This is a genomic window from Sphingobium subterraneum, from assembly GCF_014199435.1.
Taxonomy (GTDB): Bacteria; Pseudomonadota; Alphaproteobacteria; order Sphingomonadales; family Sphingomonadaceae; genus Sphingobium; species Sphingobium subterraneum.
Genome location: NZ_JACIJP010000002.1, coordinates 609,425 through 628,170 on the forward strand (window position 1 = coordinate 609,425; position 18,746 = coordinate 628,170).

The window sequence follows — 18,746 nt, forward strand, 5'->3', positions numbered from 1 at the left end:
GGCGTGGCCCCGCGCCCTGCGCTCCGGCGGGGCGCGGGGCAATTGCCTCCGCGCCCAACCCTGCTATAGCCGCCGCGATGGAGCGTTTCGACGATGGGGGCGATATCCCGGCGCATCTGCGCGGGAGCATATTGGCACTCGGCAATTTTGACGGATTTCATCTCGGCCACCAGGCGGTGGTCGGGCGTGCGGTCGGCTGGGCGCGGGACGAGGGCCGCCCCGTCATCATCGCGACCTTCGATCCCCATCCCGTCCGACTGTTCCGCCCCGACGCACCGCCCTTTCGCCTGACGACCCTGGACCAGCGTGAGCGCCTGTTCGCTGCGGCGGGGGGGGATGCAATGCTGGTGTTTCGCTTCACTCCGGTGCTGGCGGCGCTCGATGCCGATGCGTTCGTCGCCATGCTGGTGGAGCGCTTCGGTGTCGCGGGCGTCGTCACGGGTGAGGATTTCACCTTCGGCAATGGGCGTTCGGGCAACACCCAGCGGCTGGCGGAGATCGGCGCGACATTGGGCATCCGCAGCGAGGCGGTCGCCCCGGTAACGAGCACGGACGGCGGCGTCGTCAGCTCCAGCCGCATCCGCGCAGCGTTGCGATCGGGCGATTGCGCGACGGCCACACAGCTGCTGACCCGCCCGTTCACCATTGAGGGTGTCGTGCAGCATGGCGACAAGCTGGGCCGCACGATCGCCTTTCCGACCGCCAATATCGATATGGGCGCCTATCTGCGGCCTGCTTATGGCATTTATGCGGTGCGCGGACGTCTGGCCGACGGTCGGTTGCTCGATGGCGCGGCGAACCTTGGTATCCGCCCGACCTTCGACCCGCCCAAGGAACTGCTCGAGCCGCATTTCTTCGATTTCGCCGAAGACCTGTACGACCAGACCATCGAGGTGGAACTGATCGAATGGCTGCGCGGGGAAGAGAAATTCGCGGATCTTGACGCCCTTACCGCCCAGATCGCCCGCGATTGCGACCATGCGCGGCAAATCCTTGCGGGAACTCCGCCCCTCGCGTAGGGCCGGACAACTTTGCTTTCTCCTTTGAGAACCGAACGATGACCGACACGCCCGAAGCGCCTCGCCAAGAGGCACAAGATTACAAGTCCACCGTGTTCCTGCCCGCCACCGACTTCCCGATGAAGGCCGGTCTGGCGCAGAAGGAACCGACGATTGCGGCGCAGTGGGCGGCGGACGGCCTCTACGGCAAGTTGCGTGAACGCCGCGCGGGCCGCGAACGCTTCATTCTGCACGATGGCCCGCCTTATGCGAATGGCGACATTCACATGGGCCATGCCATGAACAAGGTGCTGAAGGACATCATCGTCCGCTCGCAGACCTTGCTCGGCAAGGATGCGCCCTATGTGCCCGGCTGGGACTGCCACGGCCTCCCGATCGAATGGAAGATCGAGGAGGAATATCGCAAGAAGAAGCTCAACAAGGACGAGGTTCCACCCCAGGAATTCCGCGCCCAGTGCCGCGCCTATGCCGACAAGTGGGTCGGCGTGCAGAAGGAACAGTTCCAGCGGCTGGGTATCCTCGGTGACTGGGACGATCCCTATCTGACCATGAAGTATGAGGCGGAAGCCGCGATCGTCGGCGAACTGCTGAAATTCGCAGAGAGCGGCCAGCTTTATCGCGGCGCGAAGCCGGTGATGTGGTCCCCGGTCGAAAAGACCGCTCTTGCGGAGGCCGAGGTAGAATATGAGGACGTCACCTCGACCCAGATCGACGTGGCGTTCGAGATCACCGAAGCGCCGAACGCGCCGGAGCTGGTCGGTGCCTATGCCGTCATCTGGACGACGACCCCGTGGACGATCCCGACCAACCAGGGCATCGCTTATGGGGAGGGGATTGAGTATTCTCTTCTACCGCTCGACGACAGAAGATACTTGGTCAACACCACCAATGTCGGGGATTTCTTGCACCGTCTAGCGGCGGGCGATCATCAAGAATTGATCCGTTTGTCTAGTCAGACACTAGATCCGAGCGGACAATTTAATTGCGTCTTTGGTAAGGGGAAGAGGCTCGCCGGAGCCACCGCCCGCCATCCGATGCACCATCTCGGGGGCTTCTTCGCCAAGCCCCGCCCGTTCCTCGCCGCGCCGCATGTCACCACCGACGCGGGTACCGGCCTCGTCCATATGGCGCCCGACCATGGCGAGGAGGATTTCCTCGCCTGCAAGCCGCTCGGCATTGATCCGGTGTTTGCGGTGCAGGGCGATGGCATGTACCGCGCCGACTGGGCGTGGCTCGGCGGGCAGGGCAGCGTTATCAACACCAAGTTCAATGGCCCGGATGGTCCGATCTGCACGGATCTGCGCGGAGCGGGCGCGCTGCTCTCCGCCGCGCCGTTCCAGCACAGCTATCCGCACTCGTGGCGATCGAAAGCGCGGATCATCTACCGCTGCACGCCGCAGTGGTTTATCCCCATGGACAAGCCAACGTCTATCTCCGTTCCGGCTGAGCCTGTCGAAGCCCCGTCCTTCTCGTCGGAAGGAAATGCGGCCCTTCGACAAGCTCAGGGCGAACGGATGTTGAGCAACGCACCCACCCTGCGCGAAACAGCGCTTGACGCTATCGCCCACACCCGCTGGGTGCCGGAGCGATCGACCAACCGTATCCGCTCGATGGTCGAGGGCCGTCCGGACTGGGTGATCTCGCGCCAGCGCGCATGGGGGGTGCCGATCGCGCTTTATGTCCACCGCCAGTCGGGCGAATATTTGAACAACCCGGCCGTCAACGCGCGCATCGTCGAAGCGTTCAAGGCGGGCGGGGCGGACGCATGGTTCGGCGCGGACCATCAGGCGCTGCTCGGCCCGGATTACGCGCTCGCCGATTATGAGGTGGTAAACGACATCCTCGACGTGTGGTTCGACAGCGGATCAACCCACAGCTTCGTGGTCGAGGCACGCTATGGGGAAGGCGTGCGCGCCGACCTCTATCTCGAAGGCAGCGACCAGCATCGCGGCTGGTTCCAGTCGAGCCTGCTCGAAAGCTGCGGCACGCGGGGGCGCGCTCCCTATGAGGCGGTGCTGACCCACGGCTTTGCGCTCGACCAGTCGGGCCGCAAGATGTCGAAGTCGCTCGGCAATGTCGTTGACCCGCTGAAAATCATGAGCGAGAGCGGCGCGGACATCCTGCGCATGTGGGTCGCCAGCACCGATTATTTCGACGATGTGAAGGTCGGCAAGGAAGTACTCGCGGGCGCGTCCGACGCCTATCGCAAGCTGCGCAACACGTTCCGTTACCTGCTCGGTGCGCTCGCCGATTTCCGCGAGGATGAGAAGGTCGCGGTTTCCGACATGCCGGAGCTGGAGCGCTATATGCTGCACCGGCTGGCGGAACTGGACGCGGAGCTGAAGGGCGTGGTCGATCGTGCCGCAGGCAGCGAGAGCTGGCTGGAATTCGGCCGCTACACCCGCGCGTTGAACGATTTCGCGAACAGCGATCTGTCGGCCTTCTTCTTCGATATCCGCAAGGACTGTCTCTACTGCGACGTCAACCCGGCCACCGGCGCGCAGACCGACAAGCGCCGCGCGTACCGCACCGTGCTCGACACGCTGTTCCACGCCCTCGTCCGCTACGCCGCGCCGATTATCCCCTTCACGGCGGAGGAAGTGTGGAAGAGCCGTTTCCCGGGCGCCGACAGCGTGCATTTGCTGGAATGGCCGGAGGTTGATGCGGGTTGGAAGAATGAAACACTTGGAGACAAGTGGGCGCGTATCCGTAACACGCGTGCACTCGCCACGGAAAGAATTGAACCGTTGCGACGTGAAAAGGTTGTCGGTTCAAGTCTCGAGGCCGAAGTCTATGCTCCTGTCGAGCTAGGCGATGTTGACTGGAGTGAACTCTTCATCTCGGCAACGGTGCATAAAGGAGAGTGGAAGGTCGAAAAAACCACCCACCACAAATGCGGCCGCTGCTGGCGGCACCTTCCCGAAGTCACACAGGACGGCGACCTGTGCGACCGTTGTGAAACGGTGCTGGCGCAATGACGCCAACCTTTGTTCATCCCGCCGACAGGATCGGGCGTTAAGGGATGGCCACCATGCCGCGCACCCGCCATCGCCCGCTTGGGCTGTTCACCGCGCTGGTCGTGCTGGGGCTCGATCAGATCATCAAATATATCGTCACCTATCCGCTGTCGCTGCAATCGCGCGGGGATGAAGGGCTAGTCCTGCTGCCGATCTTCAAGCTGAGCTGGCTCGAAAATCGCGGCGTGTCGATGGGGTTCTTCCACGCGAACACGGAAACCGCCCGCTGGCTGCTGGTGGCGATGACGAGCGCCATCGCGCTGTTCGTGGCTGTCTGGATGTGGCGTGAGAAGGCGCGGCAGGATGTGCTGGCATTGGGGCTGGTGCTCGGCGGGGCGATCGGCAATATCGTCGATCGGATCCGGCTGGGCTTCGTCATCGATTATGCCGATCTGCACTTCGGCGAATGGCGCCCGTTCCTCGTTTTCAACCTGGCGGACGCCGCAATTACCATCGGAGTGCTGATCCTGCTTGCGCGGGCGGTGCTGCTGGGCGAAAAGAGCCCAAAGACGGAGAGTCACGAAAATGCGTAAAGTTTCTGTTGCCGCCAGCCTCGGCCTTATGGTGACCTTGTCCGCTTGCGGGTCGAGCGGCCTGTTCAACCGCAGCCGACCGGATGAGTTTGCGGTCTCGCGGCAGGCTCCGCTCGTGATCCCGCCCGATTTCGCGCTGATTCCGCCGGTTCCGGGCGCCGCGCCGACCGCCACGGCGGAAAGCAGCCGTCAGGCGATGGAGGCGATGTTCGGCGGCCCCGCGCAGCGCAGCGCGAGCGAAAGCGCCGCTCTGGGTACGGCTGGCCGCGACGCCGCCGCCCCGGGCATCCGCTCTTCGGTGGGCGATCCCAACACCAATGTCGTCGAAAAGGGCGCTACTACGCGCGACATCATCGCCGCACCGGAAGGCGATGGCCAGTTCGCACGGGCTGCGGCTGGGAAGTAAGCTGCGTTACACCGTTCGCCCTGAGCGGCTGGCGTAGCCAGCCAGTCGCAGGGTCGTCCTTTTTTCTGAAAGGACAGGACTCCAACAGGCTCAGCCCGAACGGATGCAGGCTGGAGCGCTACGCAGTGTCCGGCAGCGACCAGTCGATTTCCGGTTCTCCTTGCTCGCGCAGGAAGGCGTTGGCGCGGCTGAACGGGCGGCTGCCGAAAAATCCGTTGTGCGCCGATAACGGCGAGGGATGTACGGATTTGATGACCAAGTGCCGCCCACCCTGTTCGACGCTTTTGACGAACGCGGCCTTGCGCTGCGCATAGGCGCCCCACAGGATGAAGACGATCGGCCGGTCTTCTCTGGCAACCAGCTGGATGACGGCGTCGGTAAACTGCTCCCACCCTTTTCCCTGATGCGACGCGGCATTGCCCATCGCGACCGTCAGCACGCTGTTGAGCAGCAGCACGCCCTGTTCCGCCCAATGGGTCAGGTTGCCATGGCCCGGGCGGGGGATACCGAGGTCAGCCTCCAGTTCCTTGAAGATGTTGAGCAGCGAGGGTGGCGGCCGTACCCCGCGCGGCACCGAAAAGCTCAATCCATGCGCCTGCCCCTCGCCATGATAGGGGTCCTGCCCCAGAATGACGACGCGAACGCGGTCGAGCGGCGTGATATCGAGCGCGCGGAAATATTCGCTGCCCTTGGGAAAGATGCGCTTGCCCGCCGCCTTCTCGCTCAGCAGGAACTGCTTGAGCGCGGCCATGCGCGGGCTGGTGAGCGTCTCGGCAAGCGGTTCGCGCCAGCTGGCGTCGAGCTTGACGGGGGAGGGGGTTGCGGTGTCGGCCATGCTCTACCCTATGGCAGAGGCTTGGGGCAGGCAAGCGGCAGAGGACGGCTTGACCGGCGCGCGACGGCCTGCGCAATAGGGATATGACCCTCGTCGTCACCCTTGAACCGGTTACGGACATCGCCGCGCTGGAACAGCGCTGGCGGGCGTTGGAAACGCATTGCGTGGCCTCCTTCTTCCTTGGCTGGACATGGATGGGGAGCTGGCTGTCGGCATGCGTGGAGGGAACCGCACCGCTGCCTGATCTGCTCGCGGTGCAACGCGGTGGAGAGGATGTTGCCCTCGCGCTCGTCGGCCACTCCGTCGAACGCCGGACCTTTGGCCGGGCGCGGACGTGGTGGCTCAATCAGGCCGGACACGGGGACGCCGACCGTCCCTTTATCGAATATAACGGGCTTCTAGTGCGCGCCCAGGATGCGAACGAGGCGGCCCGCGCTGCGTGGGACGCGATCATGACGCGCCGCGACTGGTCGGCGCTGATGCTGTCGGGGATGGCACCGGACGATGCTCTGCTGACGGCTGCTCCTGCGGTACGGCGGCGTACCCTGCGGGACAGCTCGCCCGCCTATTTTATGGATCTGCATGCGGTGCGCGCGGCGAAGGGTGATGCCCTGTCCCTGCTCAGCAGCAACACACGCAGCCAGATCAAGCGATCGATCAAGGACCAGCCGGGCGATATCGTCATCGACCGCGCACAGGACGACGCAACCGTGACGGACTGGCTCGCTGAAATGAAGCAGATGAACAGCGGGCGTCATGCCGATAATGCGTGGGATCTGCCGATTTTTCAGCGCTTTGCTGCGCACATTACGCGTGCGGGAATGGCCGGCGGATCGGTCGAATTGCTGCGCTTATGCTGCAGCAATGCTGCACTGGGATATCTCCTGAATTTCGTGCACAATGGCTGTGCCATGAATTACCAGTCGGCCTTTGCCGAGCCGCTTACGCCGCGCTCGAAGCCAGGGTTGATGTGCCACATGGCTGCCGCGTCGCGCTACGCCGATGCGGGGCTGGAGCGCTATTCGCTGCTCGCAGGGAAAGACCGCTACAAGCAGAGCCTTTCCACCGGGGCGGAGGAACTGCACTGGCTGCGGCTTGAACGTTTTACTCCGGCGCTGGAAGCCGAAGCATGCGTCCGGCGGATCCTGCGCCGCTAAGCTAAAGACCGATCCGTCGCGCGACGCGGAACAGGCCGCGCGCAAACATCTGTCGCTCAGGCCGCGCGCCAACCGCAACGAGCGGCAAATGGCGACGGCGCAGGCGACCGTTGAGGCTGTGCAGCTCGCCTTCCGCCACGCTACGGCTTGAGCGCCAGGTAATCGAAAAGCTGACCGAGGCCTGGTCGCCGTTCTGCACGAAATGCGGGGCCTTCACCGGGACATGGATTGCGTCCCCCGGTTGCAGATGCACGGCGGTGCCCCGCGCCGCGAATGCGTCGTTCCAGATGAGGTTACGGTGCCCGCCGCTCGCGAAACTCTCGCTCTTTTCCGGCGGAACGAGCTGCGAATCGCTGGCAGGAAAGACGGTCATCGTCTTCTCGCCCTCAATCTGGAGCAGGATATTATGCTCCGGGTCCATGTGGAACGGCGTCACGCTGCCCGGCGAGGTGATAAACGCAAAGGCCTCGCGATGGAGCATCGGACCGGTAGCCGCCCGCACGATCGGCTCCAGCGGCGCGAGCGCCTCGTCGAGCAGCGCGCCATAGGCCGGATCGCGCTCGACATTCTTGAGCACGGCCCAGCTGCCATTGTCCGCGATCGTCGCAATCGTTTCGGCAAGGGTCAAGCCGTTGTGCGGGGTCTCGTCCGGATCGACGCCCAGCGGCAGGCGGCCGAGATTATATTCGACGCTGGATGCGGGCATGCGCGCCGCCAGTTCGCCGAGCGCCGCCCGCGTCAGCAGCGGATGCCCGGCGAGCTGATGGGTGAGCTTGACCGAAGCATCGGGATAGGCCGTGGCGAAATCGGTTAGCGCCGCAGTACCGAACGATGGCAAGAGATCGGAACCGGGTGTTATGCTGCTGTGCAGGGTCATCATCATGCCTTTCTGCGCAAGCCCCGCCGGGCGCGTTCGACGCTGCCCGCGAGAGTGAAGGATGTGGCACGGGACAGGCGGGCGAAGCCGCGCCCGTGCAGCGCCACGCGATATTGGCCGATTCGTCGCCGCTGCGCCCACAGACCGTCGATCATCGGGTGGTCGGGTGCGGCGCAACTGTCCATCCAGTCGAGCGCGTCATCATCTTGCGTTCGGTAAAGATTATCGATCTCGATCAGCACGCCGGGGGAAAAGCGGCCAAAATTCTCGTCGATCGCGATCTTGTAGGAAAAGCCACCCCGGCCGTGGCGGAAGTTGACCAGCATGGCAATCGCGTGTCCGTCACAGTCGATGCGCAGCATGTCGAGCATGCCCGCCTGTTGCGCCCCGGCAAGGGCGGCACGGAAATAGGCGTCGGTCGCCGGATGGCTGGCGATCGCGCTGCCGTTCGCGCCTTTCCAGCCCGATGCCTCGATCCGCAGAAAATCCTCGGTCCAATCCGGCAGCTCCGCCGGATCCGCGAGGCGGCGGTGGACGACGGTGCCCATCTCATCCAGCCGGTTGATGAGCCGCCGGATCTCCTTGCGCTTCTTGGGCCGCATCTGCGCTTCCCAATAGTCCTGTGCGGAAAGCGGCGAGGCAAGCAGCGCCCGCTCATAATGTCCGACGCGGTCAATGCCCCGGCCCGTGCGCGCGCACAGGCGCTGAAGCGCCGCCAGAACCGGCCCGTCCTCGTCCTGCGCGGTGAGGTGGAGAAGCTGCCCGGCCCAGGGCGCGGCGTCCAGTTGCGTCAGCAGCGCCTGCCAGCCTTCTTCCTCGCGGCCACTGCACAGCAAGGGCGCGCCGAAGAAGCAGTGGGGGTGGACCCAGTTGACGACATTGGCGATCGGCAGGCGTCCGTGGCGCGGGGCGGACATGACAGGCATGGCGGCGATCAGCATGCCCCCTTGTTCCGCCGTCAGCAGGCGGGCACCATGACCGAGATCAAGATGGTCGAGCGCGGGCAACAGCAGTGCGGGATGGTAAAAGGGGTTCGGTTCCGCGCACTGTTCCGCGAGTTCTCCCAGGGCTGCATGGCGGCTGTCGGACGCAGTGGGCCACGCTATGCCGGGCGCGTCTGGTTCGCGAAAAAGTCGGGCGGGCGCCATCTTCATGGTCCGGCCCTATCCGAAAATGATTAGAAAATGCTTGCGGACCGCGGGCGGCTTACGCCGAGGGCAGGAGTGCAGCGACCATGTCGCCGACATGCACGAACTTTTCGCGCGGCGCGCCGGGGCGCGCCCGGGCGATTTCGGCGGCATCGATATTCTGCCAGTCCTGGAACGTAACGATGCGGGTGCCGCGCTGTTCGATCAACGCCTCCAGCGCCTCCCGTCCCGCCTTGCCGGACCCCTCGCCGATGTCCTCGGCGATTTTGTCGGCGATCATTGCGCCGTCCGGCTTGTTGGTGCCGATCGTACCCGTCGGCCCGCGCCGCGCCCAGCCGACGCAATACAGGCCGGGAAGGATCCGCCCCTCGTCGCTGGCAAATCGCCCACGCTCCTGTTCGTAGGGCACGCCCTCGATGGGCGGCGTCTGATAGCCGATGCAGCTGACGACCAAAGACGCCTCGATGGCGTAACGCTCCCCGGTGCCCTGGCTCCGCCCCGCCTCGTCGACCTGCGTGCGCTCGACGATGACCCGTTCCACACGCCCGTTACCTTCCACCGCGACCGGCATCGCGAAAAAGTCAAATGCAACCGTGACCGGCCGGTCGACGGGGTTGGCGGCGAATTCGCGCAGCAGCGTAACGGATTTGCGCACGCCCGGTTCGAGCAGCGCGTCGGCGCCTTCGTCGGGCAGGTCGGCGGGGTCGACGCGCGGCGCCGCGCGTTCCAGTCGCCCCAGTTCGGCCAGTTCCTTGGGTGTCATCGCGATCTGGTGGGGACCACGCCGTCCCAGCAGCGCGATCGTGCGGATCTGCGACCGTTCCAGCATGTCGCGGGCATGCGCGACGATATCGCTGCCGTGGAATTCTTCCGGAGTCTTGGCCAGAATGCGCGCCACGTCGAGCGCCACATTGCCGTTGCCGATCACGACCGCGCCCTGGCCATCGAGCGGCGGGTCGAGATGCGCGTAATCCGGATGGCCGTTATACCAGCCGACAAAAGCCGCGCTTCCCACGACACCCGGCAGGTCGGCGCCAGGAATGCCGAGCGGCCGGTCGTGCGGGGCCCCGGTGGCGATCACCACTGCGTCATAGAATTGCTGCAGTTCCGCGATGCTGACATCCTCGCCGACCGAAACATTGCCCATGAAGCGTACCGTGTCGGTCAGGGCCACCGCCTCATAGCGGCGCGACACCGCCTTGATCGACTGATGGTCGGGCGCGACGCCGGTCCGGATCAGCCCGAACGGCACCGGCAGACGGTCGATCACATCGATTCTCGCTCCATCGCCGAAGATATTCCGGCACGCTTCGGCCGTATAATATCCCGCCGGACCCGATCCGATAATTGCGATATGCCGCATCCGATCTCTCCATCGCTTATGTTTCAACATGCTAGCGGGATAACGGTTTGCCGCAAGCGCAAAAGTTACGGAAATCGGCGGCATCGGGTAACCAGATGGTAAGCGTTATGAGTGCAAGGAGAAGAGATGGCACTCTCACGCATTCGATTGCACAAACAGGAAGTTACGGCGCATCCGTCGACCATCGTGTCGCTCGGGCTGGCCGACGCGCGGCAGGATATGACGGCGCAATGGAACGCCGAATCGATCCGGGCGATTTCGTTGCTGTGGCCGGTGCTGATCTTCGCCAAGCTGTGTTTGCTTGCGGGGTCGGTCGATCTGCGCCATCTGGCCGAAGGCGGACACTGGGCACCGCTGGTACTCATACTCGGGATGTTCTGCGTCGACATCGCCATCTGGATAGCGCCGCGCCTTCCGATGTTGCGCCGCCAGTTGCCGCATCGCCAATTCTGGCTGCTGCTGGGGCTGATGCTGTTGTCGGGGGTCATGACCAATCTGTCTTACGAGCAGGTGCCGGAACCCCTGCTTTCGGGCGTCATGTCACCCATGATCGGTCAGATGGCGCTCGCCCTTCTGGCTGTCAGCATCTGTGGCGCGCGGCGGTTGTGCGGGCTCGTCTATTGCCTGGGCGCGGGAATGGCTACGCTTCTCCATGGCGGGATGGGCACCAGCGCGGTGTTCGTGCTGTTCCTGATGTCGATGGCGCTGGCGACGCTGGCGCAGGCACGGATGGAGCAGGCGCGTCTGGCGGTGATCCAGGCAAACGAACTGCGCGGGCGGCGGTCGGAGCGGCTGCTGCTCGAATATGAAGAGGCGGGGCGCGGCTGGTTCTGGGAAACGGACCGTACCGGCGTTCTCACTTATATCTCGGACCGGTTGGCGCGCTCGCTTCACAGCAGCGCGGAGCAACTGACCGGACGTCCGCTGACCGACCTGATTGCCGCGGGAGATTCCATGGCCCGCGAGGGTGACCGGACGCTGGGCTTCCACCTTTCCGCCCGGTCGAGCTTTTCCGATGTCGCGGTGCGCGTCGCGGTAAGCGATGATGAACGCTGGTGGGCGATCTCCGGCCGTCCGATCATCAACGAATATGGCCAATTCCAGGGCTTCCGTGGTAGTGGCGCCGACCTCACCGAGATGCGCCGCAGCCAGGCGGAGGTAAACCGGTTGGCGCAATATGATTCGCTCACCGGCCTTGCCAACCGGGTGCAGATGATGCGCACGCTTGAACAGGCAATGACCGATCCGTCGGGCCGCATGGGCGAGTGCGCCCTGCTGCTTCTCGACCTCGACCGGTTCAAGAGCGTCAACGACACTATGGGCCATCCGGCAGGCGATGCCTTGCTGCGTCAGGTCAGCCAGCGCTTGCAGCGCGTCGTGGGCGACCGCGGCATGGTCGGGCGCCTCGGGGGCGACGAGTTCAAGGTTGTCATGCCGGGCCTCGTCGACCGGACGAAGGTCGCCATTCTGGCGCAAGCCATCATCGCCACCTTGTCTCAGGCCTATATGATAGAGGACAATCAGGTCGTGATCGGCGCCTCTATTGGCATCGCTTTATGCCCCGACGACGGCACGACCGCCGACGCGTTGATCCGGAATGCGGACCTTGCGCTGTACGCCGCCAAGGGCGACGGCCGCGGCGTGCACCGCTTCTATTCGGCGGAAATGCATGCCGATGCCGAGGATCGCCGTCGACTGGAAGAGGATCTGCGCCAGGCCCTGGCGGGCGATGCGCTGCACCTCGTCTATCAGCCTGTGGTGAGCGCCGTAACGGAAAAGGTTAGCGGGTTCGAGGCACTGCTGCGGTGGAACCACCCGGTACGCGGGCCGATTTCCCCGTCGGTTTTCATTCCCATCGCAGAGGATGCGGGCCTGATCCCTGCGATCGGCGAATGGGTACTGCGCACCGCATGCGCGGACGCGGTGCACTGGCCGGAAGGCGTTCGGGTAGCGGTGAACGTCTCCCCGATCCAGTTCGCCAATCCTTCGCTCCCCACGATCGTCATGAACACGCTGGCGCAGACCGGGCTGGCCGCCGAGCGGCTGGAACTGGAAATTACCGAGAGCGTGTTCCTGAACGACGACGACGCCACCGATCGCATGTTTGCGAGCTTGAAGGCGGTCGGCGTGCGGCTGGCGCTCGACGATTTCGGCACGGGCTACAGCTCGCTGGGCTACCTCAAAAAGGCGCCGTTCGACAAGATCAAGATCGATCAGAGCTTCGTGCGCGGCGCGGCCATGCGCGGCAGCCGCAACAGCGCGATTATCAAGTCGATCGTCAGTCTGGCCGAAGCGCTCAACATGGACACCACCGCCGAAGGGGTGGAAACGCATGATGAGCTGGACCTGATCCGCTCGCTGGGCTGTTCGCATATCCAGGGGTTCATCTATGGACAGGGCGCCCCGGCGGAAGAAGTGCTCGCCCGCTTTGCGCAGAAGAGCGCCCCCAAAGCGGAGGCGAGCGGTTACCAGTCCGCCCGTCCGCCCCGCAAGACGATGCTGCGCACGGTTTCGATCGCGCATGCGGGTCAGCAATATGTCGGCAGGGTGCGCAATATATCGGCCAGCGGTGCGATGATCGAGGGTTTGTGGAATGTGCCCGAGGGCACAACCTTCACCATTGAGCTGGCGGATGGGCTGACGGTGGACGCCACCACGCGCTGGTCGACGCAGGACCGTATGGGGGTCGTCTTTGCGGACGATATCGACCTGCGGCTGCTCAACGCCCCGCCGATGAAGATGGCGTCCTAGCTCCCTAATATCTACGCATTGATTTTCACGGATTACGCCGCTTTCCGCTCGCCTATCCAGATCGTGTATCGTGAGCAATGCGGCTTAAGGTAGCCCGAATACGGGCGCCTTCATGCCCATAGAATCTCGTCTGAGCCCACAAGAAAACTACTGGCAATGCAACGGATCACCGATGCGCGCGTTAGTGTGGAAAGATCTCCGAAAGAAGATCCGTACAGACGGCTATTGGGCAATGTTCCCGGGCCGTCCCGAATTCGCATGACAGGTATCAGGTTGGCGATGCAGCCTTAGCGCGCGCATTCGCCCGCACCAGGAGATTGGGTTGTGAGCGAGTTGATCACCAAGACAGGAATGGACCCTTCGAAGGGACAGTCCACGCCAATGCCCCGTCGGGAACCCGCAGGTGACGTGCAGCCTGACGAAAACGACATCGATCCGCGTACCGCTGGCGGGCAGCCGCAGGAGAAGGTCGAGGATCGTCCCAATGTCAGCACGGTGACTCCGGAAGATTATCCGGAAGCGGATCGGAACAAGGGATGAACCTGTATCAGCGCGATATCGTAACTCCTCCACCTCCTGTTTCCCTCGCGGGCAGAAGGGACGAGGCTATGCTCCAGCGTTTTGTTGATGCACAGGCTACGGCTTATGGGGGCGCGCTGGCGGAAATCCGGCGCGGTGCGAAGCATGGGCACTGGATGTGGTTCGTCTTTCCGCAGCTTGCCGGTCTGGGCCGCAGCTCGATGGCGCACTTCTACGGCATTCGTTCGGCGGATGAGGCACGCGCCTATCTCGACCATCCGGTGCTGGGGCAGCGTTATGTGGAATGTGTCGAGGCGCTGCAGGATCTCGCATCGAGCAACGCGGTGGCCGTGTTTGGCGATATCGACGCGATGAAGCTGCGATCCTCGCTCACGCTCTTTGAAGCCGTGGCTCCACATCCCTTGTTCGCTGCGGCGCTCAATCGCTGGTTTCGCGGCGAACGCGATGCGATGACGCTGGCACTTCTGGACGAGCCGCGCGTCGGGCAGGATCTCCCGCTGTCCTAGCGCCCGTCATCCTGACCATCGCGGTATCTTCCCGAATCAGAATCGACTTCATCCGGAACCCTCCCGCTGCTGTCCGGTTTCAAAGACAGAGAAAGAGGTTCATCCGTGCAATCCGATAAACTTGCGTTGTGGGCGGGACCAGAATGCACGATCGCCCGTGTCGGTGATGTGTGGCGAAACCAGGTTGTGGAAACCGGGCACAGCGATCGCCCAGAGGATCTGGCCCGGTTTGCGGAGCTGGGCGTAGAAGCGGTCCGCTATCCCATTCTCTGGGAACAGATTGCACCCGATAACCTCGACGCATGCGATTTCAGCTGGACCGACGCACGCATCTTTGCCCTCTTGGGAGCGGGTATCGAGGTCATTGGCGGATTGCTCCACCATGGATCGGGGCCGCATTATACCCATCTGCTCGACCCCGAATTTCCGGACACGTTCGCCGCGTTCGCGCAGCGCGTTGTCGAGCGCTATCCGTGGATAGACAAATGGACCCCGGTGAACGAGCCGCTGACAACCGCGCGCTTTTCGGCGCTCTACGGCCATTGGTATCCCCATCATCGCGCCTTCCGTTCCTTCGCACGAGCGCTGGTCAACCAGTGCCTGGGCACCGTACGGGCAATGCGGGTCATCCGTTCCGTCAATCCCCAGGCACAACTGGTCCAGACCGAGGATCTGGGGCGGACTTTTTCCACGGCTCCCTTGCGGGGGCAGGCGGCGCATGACAATCAGCGCCGCTGGCTGACGTTCGATCTGTTGTGCGGCAAGGTGGTGCGCGGCCATGTTTTCTATCGCACGCTGCTGGAAGCCGGTATCGGCGAGGCGGAACTTGCCGAACTGGCGACCGGCGATGGCAAGCCCGACATCATGGGCATCAACCATTATCTGACGAGCGACCGCTATCTCGACGATCGCACGCAGCTCTATCTCGCCAGCCAGATCGGCGGAAACGCGACGCAGCGTTACGCGGATGTCGAGGCTACGCGTGTTCATCATCTCGCGGGCCAGACAGGGATCCGGCGGCGCCTGCACGAAGCGTGGAAACGCTATGGCATCCCTATTGCGGTGACCGAGGTCCACCATGGCTGCACGCGCGAAGAACAGACGCGCTGGTTTTGCGAAGTGTGGGACGAGAGCACGCGAGCGAGGCGCGAAGGCGTCGACCTGCACGCCGTCACCTTGTGGTCGGCCTTTGGCGCGATGGACTGGCGCTCCCTGCTCACCCGGCGCGAGGGCCGCTACGATGTGGGCGCGTTCGACCTACGGGGCAGCGAGGCCCGGCCTACGCTGGTCGCGCAGGCCGCCAAGGCGCTGGCGGCGACAGGTTCGTTCGACCATCCGGTGCTCGACGCGCCGGGCTGGTGGAAGCGTTCGTCACGCCTATACGACTGGCACGGCGCGGATCGCGAAGAGAGGCCCCATGCTGGTCGGCCCATCTGGATCACCGGGGCGACCGGAACGCTGGGGCAGTCGCTCGCACGCATCTGCAGCCATCGCGGCCTTGCCTGTGTGCTGACAGACCGCAGCGCCTGCGATATTGCCGATCAGGCTTCCGTGCAGTCGGCCCTGCACCGTATCAGGCCGTGGGCGGTCATCAACACGGCGGGTTTTGTCCGCGTCGACGATGCCGAGCGCGAAGTAGAGGCCTGCATGGCGGTCAACCATGCCGGAGCGGTCGCTCTCGCCGCCGCCTGTCAGGGCGCGGACATTCCCTTCCTGACCTTCTCGTCCGACCTGGTGTTCGACGGGGCGAACGGCCCTTATGACGAGGCGGCCCCGACCTGCCCCACCGGGGTTTATGGGCAGAGCAAGGCGATGGCCGAGCAGGCGCTCACGGGCATGTCGGACAAACATCTGATCGTGCGGACATCGGCCTTTTTCAGCGGATGGGACCGGTATAATTTCGCCTATCATGTGGCGGCGAGTCTGATGGCCGGGCGGCTGGTGCGCGCGTGCCCGGACACGGTCATTTCCCCCACCTTCGTGCCCGACCTGTGCCACGCGAGCCTCGACCTGCTGCTCGATGGCTGTACCGGCATCGCCCATGTCGCGAACGAGGGCGCGGTGAGCTGGTACGCGTTCGCCCGGATGGTCGCGGACATTATGGGGTATGACAAGGCATTGGTCGTAGCGGCCGCGAGCGGCCAATCCTCCGACACAACGTTGTTGAGCACCCGTTTCGCGCCGCTCCGCCCTTTGAACGAGGCGCTGGGCGACTGGGCGCATGATGTCCGTTTGGCCGACATTCTGCCGGTCCCGCTGGTATCCGCCGCCGAATAAAGAAAGCCGCCTGGCCATAACCGGGCGGCTTTCTGTAATGGGGTCGTGACCGATCAGGCGGTCTGGACGAGCGGCTCCGGCGCGGCCTCGACAACGGGACCTATGCCAAGCTTGCGATAGGTGGCGAGCGCCTGTCCCACGACCTGATCCATATTATAATAGCGGTAGGTGGCAAGGCGGCCGACGAACAGCACGTCCTCTGCCGCATCGGCCAGCGCTTCGTACCGCTTGTACAGCAACTGGTTCGCCGCACGCGGAATGGGGTAATAAGGGTCACCTTCTTCGCTCGGAAATTCGTAGGTGATGCTGGTGCGCTCGGCGCGTTGCCCGGTGAGGTGCTTGTACTCCGTCACGCGGGTATAGGGCACCGATGGTTCGGGATAGTTGATGACAGCGACCGGCTGGAACTGCGCGGTATCCACAGTCTCGTGCTTGAACTGGAGCGAGCGGTACGGCAAGCGGCCATAGCAATAATCGAAATATTCATCGACCGGGCCGGTAAAGACGAGCCGGTCGAAGCTGACCCGTTCGCGGACATCGCGATAATCGACGCCCAGTTCGATATCGATATTGGGATGCGACAGCATATTCTCGAACATCGCCGTAAACCCGTTGCGGGGCATGACCTGGAATTTATCGGTAAAATAGCGGTCGTCGGTGTTCGAGCGTGTTGGTACGCGGGCCGTGACCGACTTATCCAACTCGGATGGGTCCATGCCCCACTGCTTGCGGGTGTAGCCCTGGAAGAATTTCTCGTAGAGGTCGCGTCCGATCTTCGAGATCACCACATCGGCCGACGTCCGCACCACCTCCACCGGTTCCGCGCGGCTGGCGAGAAAGGCGTCCACTTCGTCTTCGGTGGTGAGATCCAGGGCGTACAGCGCGTTAATCGTGGTCCGGTTGATCGGCATGGGCACCAACATGCCATCCACACTGGCGAGCACGCGATGCTCGTAAGACCGCCAGGATGTGAAGCGCGAGAGATAGGCGAAAATATCTTCCGAATTGGTGTGAAAGATATGCGGACCATATTGGTGGATCAGGATGCCTGCATCGTCGAGGCGGTCAAACGCGTTGCCCGCTATATGGGGGCGCCGGTCGATGACCAGAACCTTCTTGCCCGCGTCGGCGGCCAGCCGTTCGGCCATCACCGATCCGGCGAACCCGGCGCCGACAACCAGATAGTCATAATGCGGGCCATCCCGGCGGGCGTTCGCCGGGCGGTTCCAGCCCTGCGGGCGCTTCATGCGCGCGGCGACAAGTTCAGCCATGTGGCTGAATGTCTTGTCCCACGACATGTCGGCGAGCAGGGCATCGGCCTGATCGCGCCAGGCGTGGCTTTCGCGACGGAGGGCGAGCAGGGCGTCACAGGCTTCGACAAAAGCGTCGGGCGTATCGGCGATGCGCACGGCGGCAAGGTCGCCATAATGACGCACGACATCTGCGATCGGCGTGCTCACCACCGGGCAGCCCCCGGCGAGATATTCGGGCGTCTTTGTGGGGCTGATGAACCGCGTTGCCTCGTTGATCGCGAATGGCATCAACGCAACATCCCAGCCGCCCAGATAGGCCGGCAGTTCACTGTAATCCTTGCTGCCCAACCAATGGATATTGGGATGACGGGGCAGGGTCGCGGGGTCGATCTTCACCACCGGGCCGATGAGCACGATCGACCAGTCGGGCCGCGCCTGTGCCAGATGGCTGACCAGGTCGAGATCCATCCGCTCGTCGATGACGCCGTAAAAGCCCAGGCGGGGGCGGGGCAAATGCGCCTGATCCTCAGGCTCCTGCTCTTGCGTTCGGGCTGTGTTGAAGTGGGCGACGTCGACGCTGGACGGGAAAGGATGGATATCGTCGTGCCGGTCCTGCATCGCTTCATAAAGGCTGTATCCGCCCGTGAACACGAGGTCAGCCGCCTCCAGCAGGTCTGCCTCACGGCTCAGCAATTCGGGCGGCGCATTCTTGAAATTGGCGAGCGCATCCATGCAGTCGTAGATCGTGCATTGCGCCGCGATGTGTCGGGAGAACGGGAACATCATCGGCGTGTAGTACCAGCGCACGAGCGGTCCGGTTTCGGTGGTCATCAGCGTGTCGAGCAGGCCGCGCAGGCTGTGCTCTTCATCCTGCGGACTCATCCCGGCGGGCAGTTCCGGCCGTGCAACAATGACACCGGTCTTGGCGCAAGGACGGATATCGAGGCGGGCGGTGCCTTGGGCATCAGCGAAATATTCGGGCTCTTCCCAGAAGATGACGCGATTGTCTTTGGCGAAACGCGCCATCAGATGCTGAGGGCGCTGGAAGACAAAATCCCACCGTA

Annotated in this window: 14 protein-coding genes; 9 read left to right on the forward strand and 5 right to left on the reverse strand. The window is 63.7% G+C overall.

Features of this window, described 5'->3' with window-relative positions:
* Nucleotides 1-77: 77 nt before the first annotated feature.
* From FHS92_RS09615 to FHS92_RS09630, 4 genes are read left to right on the forward strand one after another with little or no spacing between them, the layout of a single operon-like run.
* Nucleotides 78-1,019, forward strand: coding sequence for a bifunctional riboflavin kinase/FAD synthetase (locus FHS92_RS09615; protein WP_184079880.1), 942 nt, complete (start codon nt 78-80; stop codon nt 1,017-1,019).
* A gap of 38 nt (nt 1,020-1,057) precedes the next feature.
* Entirely contained in the window at nt 1,058-3,997 is a 2,940-nt protein-coding gene (gene ileS / locus FHS92_RS09620; protein WP_184079882.1) for an isoleucine--tRNA ligase, read from the forward strand.
* A gap of 53 nt (nt 3,998-4,050) precedes the next feature.
* Nucleotides 4,051-4,569, forward strand: coding sequence for a signal peptidase II (gene lspA, locus FHS92_RS09625; protein WP_246351890.1), 519 nt, complete (start codon nt 4,051-4,053; stop codon nt 4,567-4,569).
* The gene (locus FHS92_RS09630; RefSeq protein ID WP_184079886.1) at nt 4,562-4,975 is read left to right on the forward strand and encodes a DUF3035 domain-containing protein; all 414 of its coding nucleotides are present in this window, start codon (nt 4,562-4,564) and stop codon (nt 4,973-4,975) included. Before lspA ends, FHS92_RS09630 begins: the two co-directional genes overlap by 8 nt.
* A 118-nt stretch (nt 4,976-5,093) precedes the next feature.
* On the opposite strand, the gene ung is transcribed toward FHS92_RS09630, so the two are convergent.
* Complete coding sequence (gene ung, locus FHS92_RS09635; protein ID WP_184079888.1) at nt 5,094-5,810, reverse strand: uracil-DNA glycosylase; 717 nt, start codon at nt 5,808-5,810, stop codon at nt 5,094-5,096.
* 83 nt (nt 5,811-5,893) lie between these two features.
* Between ung and FHS92_RS09640 the strand changes: the two genes are divergently transcribed.
* A complete protein-coding gene (locus tag FHS92_RS09640; RefSeq protein ID WP_184079890.1) occupies nt 5,894-6,967 on the forward strand; it encodes a GNAT family N-acetyltransferase in 1,074 nt (357 codons plus the stop codon).
* Nucleotide 6,968: 1 nt separating this feature from the next.
* Here FHS92_RS09640 and FHS92_RS09645 read toward each other — a convergent pair whose 3' ends face one another.
* The 3 genes from FHS92_RS09645 to FHS92_RS09655 are packed head-to-tail and all read right to left on the reverse strand — an operon-like array spanning nt 6,969 to nt 10,355.
* Complete coding sequence (locus FHS92_RS09645) at nt 6,969-7,844, reverse strand: cupin-like domain-containing protein (RefSeq protein ID WP_184080344.1); 876 nt, start codon at nt 7,842-7,844, stop codon at nt 6,969-6,971.
* Nucleotides 7,845-7,846: 2 nt separating this feature from the next.
* The gene (locus FHS92_RS09650) at nt 7,847-8,998 is read right to left on the reverse strand and encodes a GNAT family N-acetyltransferase (protein ID WP_246351891.1); all 1,152 of its coding nucleotides are present in this window, start codon (nt 8,996-8,998) and stop codon (nt 7,847-7,849) included.
* 52 nt (nt 8,999-9,050) lie between these two features.
* Nucleotides 9,051-10,355 carry an FAD-dependent oxidoreductase gene (locus FHS92_RS09655; RefSeq protein ID WP_184079892.1) on the reverse strand — a complete coding sequence of 435 codons (1,305 nt, stop codon included), beginning with the start codon at nt 10,353-10,355 and terminating at the stop codon, nt 9,051-9,053.
* A gap of 126 nt (nt 10,356-10,481) precedes the next feature.
* On the opposite strand from FHS92_RS09655, the gene FHS92_RS09660 reads away from it, so the two are divergent.
* From FHS92_RS09660 to FHS92_RS09675, 4 genes are all read left to right on the forward strand, one after another.
* Nucleotides 10,482-13,106: an EAL domain-containing protein gene (locus FHS92_RS09660; RefSeq protein WP_184079894.1), complete on the forward strand. Its 2,625-nt coding sequence runs from the start codon at nt 10,482-10,484 to the stop codon at nt 13,104-13,106.
* Nucleotides 13,107-13,430: 324 nt separating this feature from the next.
* Nucleotides 13,431-13,646, forward strand: coding sequence for a hypothetical protein (locus tag FHS92_RS09665; RefSeq protein WP_184079896.1), 216 nt, complete (start codon nt 13,431-13,433; stop codon nt 13,644-13,646).
* A 68-nt stretch (nt 13,647-13,714) separates the two neighbouring features.
* A complete protein-coding gene (locus FHS92_RS09670; protein WP_184079898.1) occupies nt 13,715-14,152 on the forward strand; it encodes a DUF1810 domain-containing protein in 438 nt (145 codons plus the stop codon).
* A gap of 105 nt (nt 14,153-14,257) precedes the next feature.
* Nucleotides 14,258-16,429, forward strand: a complete 2,172-nt coding sequence (locus tag FHS92_RS09675; protein WP_184079900.1) for a family 1 glycosylhydrolase — start codon at nt 14,258-14,260, stop codon at nt 16,427-16,429.
* 53 nt (nt 16,430-16,482) lie between these two features.
* Here FHS92_RS09675 and glf read toward each other — a convergent pair whose 3' ends face one another.
* The gene (glf, locus tag FHS92_RS09680; RefSeq protein WP_184079902.1) at nt 16,483-18,708 is read right to left on the reverse strand and encodes a UDP-galactopyranose mutase; all 2,226 of its coding nucleotides are present in this window, start codon (nt 18,706-18,708) and stop codon (nt 16,483-16,485) included.
* Between the last annotated feature and the right edge of the window lie 38 nt (nt 18,709-18,746).